The organism is Microbacterium halotolerans, from assembly GCF_003569805.1.
In the GTDB taxonomy this organism is placed as follows: domain Bacteria; phylum Actinomycetota; class Actinomycetes; order Actinomycetales; family Microbacteriaceae; genus Microbacterium; species Microbacterium halotolerans.
Genome location: NZ_KZ984051.1, coordinates 1,249,844 through 1,263,214 on the forward strand (window position 1 = coordinate 1,249,844; position 13,371 = coordinate 1,263,214).

At 66.3% G+C, this 13,371-nt stretch carries 4 protein-coding genes; 3 read left to right on the forward strand and 1 reads right to left on the reverse strand.

Annotation, left to right across the window (positions count from 1 at the left end):
- The first annotated feature begins 55 nt into the window (after window positions 1–55).
- Complete coding sequence (locus tag DZG09_RS05660) at window positions 56–4,198, forward strand: DUF5979 domain-containing protein (RefSeq protein ID WP_119696664.1); 4,143 nt, start codon at window positions 56–58, stop codon at window positions 4,196–4,198.
- A 257-nt stretch (window positions 4,199–4,455) separates the two neighbouring features.
- Window positions 4,456–5,271 (forward strand): helix-turn-helix domain-containing protein, encoded by an 816-nt coding sequence (locus DZG09_RS05665; protein WP_162893172.1) that lies wholly within the window; start codon window positions 4,456–4,458, stop codon window positions 5,269–5,271.
- A gap of 52 nt (window positions 5,272–5,323) precedes the next feature.
- On the opposite strand, the gene DZG09_RS05670 is transcribed toward DZG09_RS05665, so the two are convergent.
- The gene (locus DZG09_RS05670; protein WP_119696666.1) at window positions 5,324–6,286 is read right to left on the reverse strand and encodes an LLM class flavin-dependent oxidoreductase; all 963 of its coding nucleotides are present in this window, start codon (window positions 6,284–6,286) and stop codon (window positions 5,324–5,326) included.
- A 339-nt stretch (window positions 6,287–6,625) separates the two neighbouring features.
- On the opposite strand from DZG09_RS05670, the gene DZG09_RS05675 reads away from it, so the two are divergent.
- Entirely contained in the window at window positions 6,626–13,018 is a 6,393-nt protein-coding gene (locus DZG09_RS05675; protein WP_162893173.1) for a DUF7507 domain-containing protein, read from the forward strand.
- Window positions 13,019–13,371: the final 353 nt, after the last annotated feature.

Sequence of the window (13,371 nt, forward strand, 5' to 3'; positions counted from 1 at the left end):
CCGTATGTCATTTCAGCATCCATCGGCCTCGACGCCAAGACCAACGGCTCCGTTCGTGCGCATAGCCGTCGCAGTCTTCGCCGTCGTCGTGCTCCTCGCCACCGGCGTCGTGTTCGCGCCGCAGACGGCGCATGCCGCGACGAATCCGGGCATCGTCGTAAGCGGGGTGCAGGTCGAAAGCTCCGACGGCGGCCAGGCCACGGTGGGCGATGTGCTCACCGTCAGCGGGGAGTGGGATGCCACGGATGCGAACCCTCAGCCGGGCGAGACGTTCACGATCGGGCTTCCGCGCGAACTCGGATTCGACCAGGCGGTTCCGTTCAGCCTCACAGGGCAGAACTCCGACGGCATGATGGCGACGTGGGCGGAGTGCCTGACCGACCCGACGACCGGCGAGGCGACCTGCACGCTCACCGACGCGGTCGTCGACTATCCGGACCAGGTCACCGGAACCTTCGAGTTCGAAGTCCGCGCGGTGGAGTCGACGACCGAGGAGGATGTGGTCTTCGACCTGAACGGGGTCGAGATCTCGGTGGAGCTGCCGGGAGACGGCGGCATCGACGATGGCATCGAGGTTCCGGACGAGTGGTCGAAATCCGGGGAGATGAACGCCAATCGCTGGTCGATGTCCTGGACGATCGACCTTCCCGGCGCGGGTCTGGCCGGCCAGGACATCGTGAACGTGTTCGAGGACCTCAGCGAGAACCACGTTCTCTGCGAAGCCTCCGGTCTGACGGTGACGACTGTTTACGGCGATGACATCGAGGATGTCTCGGACATCGCGACGGTGTCGACCGAAGTGGCGGACCCGTACGACTTCAGCATCGCGCTGGAGCCCGGATCCGAGGGATTCGACTCAGGTGTTCTCTACCGGATCACCTATGACACGTGCACTCCCGACGGCGAGATCGATGAGAAGGGCACCGAGTACACCAACGAGGCCCATGTGGACGTCTGGGGCGAGAGCTCCGGCGTGATCGGCGTCGAGCAGCCATGGTCGATCTCCGACACGATCTCCAAGAACGGCAGCGTGCTCGGCGGCGGACAGCGCAACGGTGCCGTGGGGTGGACAGTCACGGTCCCGGGCGATGTGCTCGTCGGCAAGGAGTCGTTCACGCTCTCGGAGGCGCTCACGGGCGAGCACGAGGTGTGCTCCGACACGATCTCGGGCATCCGGATCGTCGAGCGCTACGGCCCCAGCGGCGACATCCAGTCGGACATCACCGGTGATCTGACGGCGACGGCCGTGTCGCAGTCGTCCGACGCGTTCGAGGTCGAGTTCGCGCTCGCCGATGCGTCCGATGATGCGTTCAAGGGCAACGACTGGATGTACATCATCCGGTACGACACCTGCGTGACGACAGACGGTCTCCCTGAGGCAGGCACGGAGTTCGGCAACTCGGCCGACGTCGATGGCAGTGTTGCGACCACGACGGCGGACGCTCCCGCGCGCAGTGAGGGCAAGTCGGGCCGTATCAATGGATCGACCGTCACGATCGACGGTGTCGACCACCTGCCGCAGACGACGATGGATTGGCGGATCACGGTCCCCGGCGAGAACCTCGACCAGATCGAAGGCGAGCTCACCGTATCGGATGTGCTCTCCGACTCCCATCAGGTGTGCACGGCCGACGACGGGCCGCTCTCCGACCGCCTGGCGCTGCGCGTGCGGGCGATCGATCAGATCGACGGGGGCGGACTGGCCGCCGTCGATCTCACCGACAGCGTGGCCTCGGCGGCGAACGGGAACGAACTGACCTTCACGATCCCGGAGCCGACGCTTCCTCTGCCCGACGGCTCGGAGGCGACCGGCTTCAGCCGTGAGTACGCGTACGTGATCGACTACACCACCTGTACGACCAGCGGCGGAATGGACGCTCCCGGTACGACGTACGGGAACGACGCGACTGTCGCCGGAAAGAGCTACTCGCGCACAGTGGAGCAGAGCAACAGCGGCAGCGGCACCGGAACCGGTGTCGCCCGAGGCTCGGTTGCGGTCACGAAGTCCCTGGAGCAGAACGCAGCGGCCGAATTGGTTCCGGAAGCCACGACGTTCACGGTGCACGCGAAGGAGATCGATCCGTCGGGAACCGTGCAGAACGAGTACGACCTGAGCGTTCCGCTCAACGGCGACCCGGTCAGCGGCTTCACAGCGCGCGGCGACGGCTGGACGATCGAGCTGACCGAGCCGGCGTTCCCGAACGTGCCAGGAGTCTCATTCGGCGCACCGACGTTCGAGGCAGCCGATGGCGTGACGGTGAGCGAGGACGGAACGGCGGCCACAGCCGCGCTCAGACCGACGGCGAACATCGCCGTCGGTCTGACCAACACGGCGGTGCTCGGCGCTGTGCAGGTCACGAAGGCGATTGATGGTGCCGCAGCGGATCTCGTCGACCCTGAGCGCGAGTTCCCCGTCACGGCGGCAATCGACGTCAGCGGTCTGGACGGCGTTCCGGAACAGGACGACCGCGAGATCGTGCTGATGGCGGATGAGGCCGTCACGCTGAACGACATCCCGGTCGGCGCTGTCGTCACCTTCAGCGAGGACACTCCCGCCACCGATGACGCCTTCACGTGGGGAAGCCCGACGATCGCGCCCGCGGAGGTCGAGATCGGCCCGGAGAGTGCTCAGCAGCCCGCGATGGTAACCGTGACCAACCACGTCGAGCGCACCGTCGGCACGTTCTCCGTGGCGAAGCAGGTGGAGGGAGCGGAGTCCGGCAGTTCGGCTGTGCCCGACGAGTTCACCGTGGTGGCCACCTGGAATCAGGAGGGTGTGCCAGGCGAGAAGACGCTCACACTGCCCGCCGACGGCACGGAGGTGCCGCTCGGCGAGGACCTGCTGATCGGCACGGAGGTGGCCTTGGTCGAACAGATTCCCGCGGACGGTGACGGTATCGCCTGGAGCGCGCCGATCTGGGAGGGCCCTGGCGTGGAGACGGCTGAGAACGGCGCGGCCATCGTCGCAGTTGGCCGTGACGCTGACGCCGCGGTCACGGTGACCAACCACGCGGCGACGTCCACGGCCGGTATCAGTCTGATCAAGGGCGTCGCAGGTGAAGCGGCCGGCGAGGTCGACCCGACGGCCGAGTTCCCCGTGACCGCGTCGTGGACGGACGCCGAAGGCGTCGAGCACACGGTCGACCTCCTGATCGGGCAGACCGAACCGACCCCGCTCGGTGCGGAGCTTCCGGCCGGCACAGTGGTCACGATCACGGAGCACGAGCGTCCCACGATCGACACGGTGGACTGGGGGCCGGTGTCCATCGTCGGTGATGGGGTCGACGACAACGGCGACGGTTCGGCGGAGGTCATCGTCTCCGACCAGCAGGACGCGATGGCACTCGTCACGGTGACGAACGAGGCGACCTGGGCGCCCGGCGGATTCTCGATCGTCAAGAGCATCGAGGGTGTCGCGACGGATGATCCTGAGGTGCCAGCTGCGGTGACGGTCGTCGCCGAGTGGGACGACGCGAACGGCGAGGCCCAGACACGAGAGATCGTCGTCGCGACGGATGGGACTCCCACGGAGTTCGAGGACGCGCTGCCTCACGGAACGGCCGTGACGCTCACCGAGGTGCCTCTCGCCGACTCCGAGCGATTCTCCTGGGGCGCACCGATGTGGCAGGGCGAGCGCGTCTCCGCTGACGGAGCGTCTGCGGTCGTCACCATAGGGGCGGCCGATGTCGCCTCCGTGACGCTGGTCAACCGAGCGGCACCATCGCTCGGCGCCGTGGCGATCACCAAGGAGCTCCAAGGGACGGGTGCAGGTGCGGTCGGCGGCGTCGAGTACCCCGTGACGCTGACATGGACCGACCTGCTCGGCGAGACCGAGACCCGCGAGGTGCTCGTGACGGCGGACGCTCCCGCGATCGTCGCCGACGTGCCGGTCGGCACGGACATCAGCGTCGCAGAAGGCAGGGCCGCTCTTCCTGAGGGCGTCCGCTGGCAGGGTGCGTCGTGGAAGAGCGATGACCAGGCGACGATCGTCAGCGCAGACGGTGCCGAGGCGGTGGTGATGCTGTCAGACGGGCATCGTGCAGAGGGCGAACTGGAGCTGACGAACACGCTCACGAAGGAGCCGGGCCTCGCAGTGACGGGAACGGACGCCGCTGCCGTCGCAGCTGTGGGCGCGGCCGGACTGCTGATCGCGAGCATCGGAGCCGGTCTGTTCGTTCTGCGCCGTCGTAGAACATAGGCTGACGCCGATATGATGCGGCGGGGAGTCAAGGGACTCCCCGCCGCATCCGGATCTCGACAGTTGCCGAGATCCGGATGAGATATCGGGCCGGAGCTCTGAGAGAGCCGGGCGCGTACTGCGCGACGGAGAGGAAGAGCAATCGAATGCGAGACCCTCGGTGGGCCAGTAGCAAGTCACTGGTCGGATTCCGACGCACGTCGTTCCGACACCCGGACAGGGCATCCTTCGCGGGCCGCGGAGCGCTCGACGCCTATATGGCATCGGCAAACATCCGCTTCTCAGAACTCGACGACGACGGCATGTTCCATGTCAGCCTCGTACAGGTGCCGCAGATCACCTTCAGTCGCGCGGCCGTCTCACCGTTGACGCTCGAATGGCCGCGGGACTCGGCTTCGCGCGATCGTGCGGTGATTCTGGTCGCGAGGACAGGGGGGCTCAGCATCGAGACCGAGGCGCCGGTGTGGCGGGCGAATCCCGGCCTGTTCCTGGTGCCTCCCGGTGATGCTCCTGTCACCTTCCGGGTGTCGAAGACGATCGACGAGCTGCTCTGGATCGGTGCGAGCGCGGCTGTTGTGCGCGGCATCGATCTTCCCGATGCGCGCGGACGCAGCCCTCGCCCGATACACGTCGACGAGCGTGCGCTCGATGTGCTGCTCTCCTTCGTGAGATCGCTGCACGAAACAGAGCTCGACTCGGGCAGCAGCCCCCAGCTGGCTTCCGTTGCGACGGAGGTCGTCCGTTCCCTGGTCGCGCTGATCGCGGACGCGTCGGGGCCGGAGCTCGACACCTTCGAGCTCGGGATGAGGACGATCCAGCGTGAGTACGCCAATCCGTATATCGGAGTGACGGATCTGGCCGCCGCCATCGGCGTGTCCGAGCGGTCCCTGCAGGCTGCCTTCTCCGAACGGGGGACGACCGTTATGCGTGAGCTCCGTTCCAAACGGACCTCGGTCGCGCTGGAGACTCGCAGGCAGTTCCCGGCGATCAGCCGGGCGGACTTGGCAAGAACAGCCGGCTTCGGGTCTCTCTCATCCTTGATGCGCGCCATGCGCGCCGATGAAGGGCTCTGATCGCCCGTTCTCGTCGCGAGCGGGGCCCGTCCGGTTCCGCACGGAGCCGGGCTCAGAGCACAGTCGCGAGTCGGCTCAGAGCCGCGAGGGGGTCGTCAGCAACGGGGATGAGCACGCTCGTGGATGCACCGGCTGCGCGGCGGGCGGCGAGAGCGGAGCGAACGCGCTCGACCGTGCCGGCGAGCGCCAGCTGGGGGATCCACTCGTCGGGCAGCGCGGCGGCGAACTCGTCGGGTCCGCCGCAGGAGGAGCGCAGCGCCGCGAGATCGTCGACGAACGGCAGTGCCAAGAGGTGCGGGCGCCAGTCCGGCTCTCCGAGCGGCGCAAGCGCCGGGCGAACCTGCGCATACGCCTCCTCGTCCGTGCCGGCGACCGCTGCCAGGTCATACGCGACGACGCGGTGAGGGCCGCTGCCGCCTGCGTCCATGCGGGCGATCGCGGATGCGATGTACGGCGGCGGCGACGGCTCGGCCAGCACGACGCCGTCAGCGACGTCGCCGGCGGCCTCCAGAGAGCGCGGTCCTCTGACGCCGAGCAGCACTGACGGCGGCGACGACGGGATCTCGGTCAGCGCGGTCCCTTCGACGTGCACATGCTGCGCGTCCGAGGCGACGTCGCCGCGCAGCAGCGTCCGGAAGACTCTCGTCCAGTCGCGCAGCAGCCCGAGCGGGCTGGCGGGCCATGCGCCTACCTGCCGCATCCACTCCGGCATTCCGTGCCCGATGCCGATCGTCACCCGGTTCGGATGAAGCTGTGCCAGCGTCGCCGCCTCCATCGCGGCGAAAGCGACATTGCGCGCTCCGGCCGGAAGGATCCCGACGCCGACGCGAATGGTGGTCGTCGCCGAGAGCACAGTCGCGGCTTGGGCGACGCCGCCTCGGAACCCGAGATCCTCGACGACCCAGAGCTCGACGAACCCTAGCTCTTCCGCTCGCCGAGCGAACGGCAGCACCTGGTCGATGGGAAGGTCGCGGGGGAGCATCACTCCCACGTCGGGCAGATCGGAGACGGTCATGACCTCACCGTATCGGACGCAGGGGTTCGGACATTCGGGAGCAGGCAGCACACACAGTGGAGAGTGATGTGCGGAGCTTTGAGGTCCGAGATCGTTCTGCTCGCATTGTGACCGCAGAGCTCTACAGAGCGCCGTAGCGGGACGCTTCGCCCTCGTCGATCCGCAACGGGCCCCGGGTTTTCAGGGCTGATATGCGGAAGATCGCAACACTAGTATTTCGACCTTCCAGCATGTAGAGTCATCACAGTTCGCGCCCTGTCGGATGCGTGACTGCCGCTTGAGATGCCTGAATCACTAGCCAGTGCACCCGATGGGCGCTGGTGCAGGAGAGGGAGAGCAATGTCCATGAAGGTTCAGCAAGCGCGTTCATCCTTGCGACCGCATCAGTGGTTCATCGCCATCGCCGCGGCGATCGTCACGGTGCTGGTCGGCAGTCTCGCCACGGCACTGCCTGCGCAGGCGGCGACGGTCTACGAGCTCGAGGGCGAGTGGGGGGCGGAGACGCCCGATACGGTGCAGACGGGGGACTCGATCGCAGCCACGTGGTGGGCGAACGTCAACGACGACGCCGAGGCCCCAGGAAATGAACCGGTGGACAATATCACGATCACGGTCACGGCCGTCGGGGCGGTATTCGAAGATGTTCCGCCTGTCTGCCTGACCCACGATGACGATCCCTCGCTCGATCCGGAATCGGAGATCATCGACGACGGCGCCACCCTCGTGTGCAACCGCGGCACCATCGATGAGGGCACCGCGCTGACGCTTGATACGACGGTGCGTGTGACGGCTGTGGATGGTGAGCCGGTCTCGATGTCGGCGACGATCGCCGACCAGGATGCAGAGCTTCCAGAGCTTGCGGTGCAGAACGAGTTCGTGCAGGACATCCGGTGGGAGGAGAACGTCTCGGGGAGCACCCGGAACGACAACTCGCGGGACTTCACGTTCAACTGGACGTTGTTCCACGGCGGTACCAGCCCGGCTGGTGCGGACGAGCCGATCGTCTATCAGCTGACGGTGGACAACAGCCTGGGTGCGGTCACTCAGCTTGGGCCGGACGGGTGCACGGCGTTCGAGAGCGGCACGGCGAACGGTCACCCGTGGTCCGGTGGCGGCCATGACGCGAGCCAGATGGCCCCGTTCGTGGGTGATTGCACGCTGACGCGCAACAGCTCGACTTCCTACACGCTGTCGTTGTCGGGAGTCGATTACAGCCATGTGCAGGTGCCGACGACGGATTCGGCGGGCAACTCACTCCCGACCGACCGGGTGGCGGTGGCTTCGGGGCAGATCCAGCTGCGGTTGATTACCACAGCGAACTCCGGGAACATTTCTGTCACCTCGGATGCGCCGGAGTACACGGCGGTCGATGGGCAGACGACCCAGGATGACCCCGCGAACAACACCTCGACCAAGACGTGGACGACTGGGATCTGGAACCACCAGTGGCAGTATGGGTATACCGGACAGGGCGGTGGAGGTTCCTGGGCTGACATCTATCGAGTGGCGCCTGAGACGGAGGTCGCCGCCCAGGTATTCTTGACCTATCCGAACGTTGCGAGCCAGAACGCGACCCAGGGTGGCATGTGCCAGGTGCTGGACACTCGGTACTCTCAGTTCGTCGATGCAAACGTGCGGTACGACGGCGCCCAGAGCGGGGAGCTGGCGAATCTTCCGCTGCAGTACTACGTCGGGGGCTCGGCGCTCCTTGACCCGAACAGCGGTTCCTATGACCCGAACGCCTCGACCGTCTGTGAGGGGGCTGCAGGGTGGGTCAGTGAGCCGCCGGCCGACCTGTCCACGGTCAGGGCGGTGCGCACCACTTACTCGATGGCGGATGTCGGCTGGAGCCGCATCATCGCGCTACAGGTGATTCAGCAGCTCCAGCCGACGGCGGAGCCTGGTCAGGACGTGTGGACGTGGGGGTCCTACATCACCCCGACGTCGTCGACGAACAACTGGGTGCACGGCAATCGCTCCCTTGATGTGGGCGACATGCCGGCGTTCGGTACCGCAACGCCTGATGCGCGGTACCCCTTCGCTGCGTCGGGCCGTGACATCATGCGGGTGATCGGTGTGTCGCCGCATGTGGAGAAGTCGGTGTCGCCGGGGACGGTGGATCCGGGTGGCCTGGCGACGTACACACTGGACTATTCCGCGGACGGCACCGGTGCGGTGGCCGAGACAGTGGATGGCTACGAGCTGGTCGACACGTTGCCGTTGGGCGTGACGTATGTGGCAGGTTCTGCTGATCCGGAGCCGAGCATCGAGACCGATGGTGAGGGCCGTCAGGTGCTGACTTGGGTCCTGGACGACGTCGCGACCAATCAGGTGCACTCATTGTCCTATGACGTGGAGTTCGCTGACGACCTGCCGGGAGGGTCGCGTCATGTGAACTCGGCTGTCGCTTCGGTGGAGGGTCTTCCGTCCGATCCTGCAACGGCATCGGTCACGATCAACGCGGCAGGTTCGACGTCGATTGTGAAGACGGCGGATCAGGCGTTCATCCCGAATGTGAGTGGTGATGGTGTCGGTGCGGGGTCGTGGACGGTGGATGTGGTCTCGGAGGACTCGTTGCCGCAGGAGTTCACCGACACGATCGATATCCTGCCGTACAACGGCGATGGTCGTGGGACCGATACGGCTGGCACCTATGAGCTGAGCGGTCCGGTCACTGTGAGCATGGGCGCGACGGTGTACTACACGACGGCGGACCCGGCGACTCTGTCGGATGATCCGGCTGATGCGGCCAATGGTGCGTCGGGTGATCCGGCGGGGAACACCGTGGGCTGGTCGACGACATTCACGGCGGATGCGACGGCTGTGCGGGTGATCACTGATGAGCTCGAGGCTCGTGGTGCGTTCAACTTCACCATCCCGATCGTCACGGAGGGGATGGACAGCGGTGACACGCTGGTCAACCGAGCACAGGGCCGGGCGGAGAACACCCGTCTGGTGATGCGCACCTCTGCCGAGACGCAGATCGCGACGTACTACTCGGCGAACCTGAAGAAGTACATCTTGGATCCGGAGGTGGCGCTGGAAGATGCCACTGATGAGGATTGGCTGGACGCGCAGGAGGTGGAGACCTATCCCGAGCACCACATCGGCGACACGGTCTCGTACCGGATCGTGGTCGAGAACACCGGTCAAGGCACTCTGACGAACATCGTGATCGACGATGACCTCTTCCCTGCAGGGTCCTTCACGATCGATTCGCTCGCTCCGGGGGCGTCCGAGTTCCATGAGTTCTCGTTCGTGTTGGAGGAGCCGGTCGGTGAGGACGCTGTGGTGAACACGGCCTGTGCTGAGGCGGATATCCCATCGGATTCGGTGGACGAGAACGGTGACCCGTTGGCGCCTGACATCAACTGCGACCCGGCTGGCTTCACCCCGCGGGGTGATACCGAGCACGCGAAGGAGCTGATCTCGGCCACTCCGATCGGCGACGGGCAGTGGGAGATCGTGTATGGGATCACGGTGGAGAGCATTGAGACTCCGGCCACCGACTACTCGTTGGTCGATGAGCTGCACTTCAGCGATCAGGTCACGATCACTTCAGCGGAGGTGACAGCGTCTCCGGATGATGTGTTGTTGTCCGATCCGGCGTGGGACGGGCAGGGCAACCTGACGATCACCGACTATGCCGAGATCGAAGGCATGGAGAACCCGGAGTATGCCCCGCACGTCTACGAGGTGACGGTGGTCGCCGACGTGCCGTTGCAGCTCGACGGTGCGGGGTCGGGTGCCGACGACCCGACGGCATGCGGCGCGGATGGTGAGACGACCGATCGGGCGTTCACCAACACATCCGAGCTGACCAAGTCCAATGGCGAGACCGAGGACGACTGGGCATGCGCGGAGCTGCCGTCGATCGATGTCGAGAAGTCCATCACCGATGGCCCCGTGCCGAACGGTGACGGAACATGGACGGTCTCCTACGAGGTGGTCGCCACCAACGACGGCGCTGCCGCGGGTGACTACGACGTGATCGACCAGATGACCGCCGGAGGTGACCTCGACGTCGTCTCGACGGCGATCGTGGGGGCACCCGACGGCGTCACTGCGAACGCGGGCTGGACGGGCCTGGGCGCCGAGGGCGATGCGGAGAACGTCATCGCCTCCGACGTGACGCTGCCCGGCGGCGGAGTGCACACCTATCAGGTGGAGGTCGTGCTCGGGATGGCCGAGGGAATCGAAGGTGCTCCGGATGTCGGGGCCTGCCCGGCGGAACCCGGTGCAGACGGTGGCGGTCTGGCCAACACTGCTGAGATCGTGCACAACGATCTCACCGACTCCGACGAGGAATGCGCCTCCGTGGCAGCGATCGTGATCGACAAGTCGATCTCGAGCGGTCCGGTGCCGAATGGTGACGGGACGTTCACGATCACCTACGACCTGGTGGCCGAGAACATCGGCGGCGCGGCCGGAGACTACGACCTCGACGACCGGCTGCAGTACGGCGAGGGCATCGAGATCACCGAGGCCGGCATCATCACGGCGCCGGATGGCGTCGAGACCAATGCCGACTGGACCGGGCTCGGCGACGAAGGCGCGGCGGAGAACGTCGTGGCATCCGACGTCACGCTCGAGATGGATGGCGTGCACACCTACCAGGTGGAGGTCACGGTCCAGCTGGACGAGGACACCATCGACCCATCCGCGCTGGCGTGCCCGGAGCCGGGATCGGGCGAGAGCGGCGGGCTCGCCAACTCGACCGAACTCGACCACAACGGGATCGTGGACGAGGACGAGGTCTGCGCCTCGCTGCCGCTGATCGACATCACCAAGACGATCAGCGAGGGGCCGGTGCCCAACGGCGACGGGACGTGGACGATCAGCTACGAGCTGGTGGCCACCAACACCGGCGGCGCCGCAGGAGACTACGATCTCACCGACCGGCTGCTGTACGGCGACGGCATCATCGTCGACTCCGCGGACGTCGTCACGGCGCCTGACGGTGTCGAGACGAACGCCGGCTGGACCGGGCTGGGCGACGAAGGCGCGGCGGAGAACGTCATCTCGTCCGACGTGACGCTGCCAGAGGAGAGCGAGCACACCTACCAGGTGGACGTCACGGTCTCCCTGGACCGCGAGACGGTCACGCCGGGAGCACTGGAATGCCCGGAACCCGGATCGGGTGAGAGCGGTGGGCTGGCGAACTCGACCGAGCTCACCCACAACGGCGAGAACCGGGACGATGACGTATGCGCCCCGTTGCCGCTGATCGACATCATCAAGTCCCTGGAAGGGCCGGTGATGCCGATCGAGGGTGAGGACGGCGTCTACGACGTCACGTACGAGCTGCTGGTGACCAACGAGGGCGAAGGTTCCGGCACCTACGACCTCACCGACACCCTGGCCGCAGGCGAGGGCATCGAGGTGATCGGTGTCCAGGAGGTCACCACAGACGCCCCGGATGCCGAGCTCAATGACGGCTTCGACGGCATGGAGGACACGGTCATCGTGACCGACCAGGCCATCGAGGGCGCCGTCGACGGCCCGGTCGAGCACACCTATCTGGTCACCGTGCGGTATGCGGCCGACCTGTCCGATGTCGAGGTCCCCACTGACGGCATGTGCACCACCGCCGATGGCGGCCCGGCGCCCGGCGCCCTGGACAACCAGGCGACGGTCGACTGGAACGGCATAGAGGAGGAGGACGAGGAGTGCATCATCCCCGGCAAGCCCACACTCGACAAGGAGCTGGTCACGGCCGCCCCGGTCGGTGACGGGCAGTGGGAGGTCGTCTACGACCTCACCGTCGGCAACGTCGGCGGCGAGGCCACCACCTACGATCTCGACGATGAGTTCCTGTTCGCCGACGAGGTCACCGTGGATCAGGTGCAGGTCAGCGGCCCGGACGGCGTCACCCTTGACGATGCGTTCGACGGAGCGGAGAACACGCGAATCGCCACCGACGTGACGATCGCTGGTCTCGACACGGACGGCTACGCGCCGCACGTGTACACCGTGACGGTGCTGGCCGATGTCCCGCTGCGGTTCGACGAGCCCGATGCCGATGGCACCGGATCGCCGGCCTGCACGGAACCTGCCGGGTCGAACACGCTCGAGCAGGGGCTGAACAACGCAGCCACCCTGACCGACGAGAACGGCAACGAGTCGATCGACACCGACTGCAGTGAGCTGCCGTCGATCTCCGTCGAGAAGGCGATCGTGGGTGACCCCGTCGAGGGCGCAGACGGCGAGTGGGTCGTGACCTACGAGATCACTGCGATGAACGACGGGGGTGCAGAAGGCGAGTACACGCTGACGGACCGCCTCCGCTACGGCGCCGGGCTCGATGTCACCTCGGCCGAGATCACCCAGGCACCCGACGGTGTGGATGTCTCTGATTCCTGGACGGGTCAGGGCGCTGCGGGAGCGGAAGCCAACGTCGTCGCACGAGATGTCGCTTTGGGAGCGGGAACGACGCACGTCTACCGTGTCGAGGTCGTCTCCGTGCTCGGCGCGGGAACCGACTCGTCGACGTTCGCCTGCGGCGACGCAGGTTCCGATGGCGCCTCCGGGTTCACGAACGTCGCGGCGATCGAGCACAACGGCCTCGACCAGCAGGCGCAGGCGTGCGACACTCCGGACGAGCCGACCCCGCCGGACCTGGCTGTGACCGGGGCCGAGCTCGGGTGGACGGTGACGCTCACCGCTCTGATGCTGCTGGTTGCGGGTGCAGGCGTCGTGATGGCGGTCCGTCGACGCGACCGCTCGATCTGATCTGATGGTAGATGAAGGCTCCGCCTGGACCGCTCGGTCCAGGCGGAGCCTTCATCTCGTCGTCCGTCGCATCGGTCGGGGTGGGTCACGACCGTCTCTTCACGGACCAGTCGGACACCCTGCGCACCGCTGTTCAGACGGTCCCTCCCGTGACACGTCTGCTGCGCGGGTCAACTCGACGATGTCATCTTCTCGCCCCGGCAGGTTCTGAGTCGCGCTTTCCTCCGACGTCAGGCATGAAGACGGGCCGGGTCATCTTGCTGGTCGGCGTGCTCGGGAACTTCTTTCTGGTTTCTTGCGAACCTCGCGTGATGAACCGCGATCTGCGGAGTCTCATAGGTATGGACCTGTGT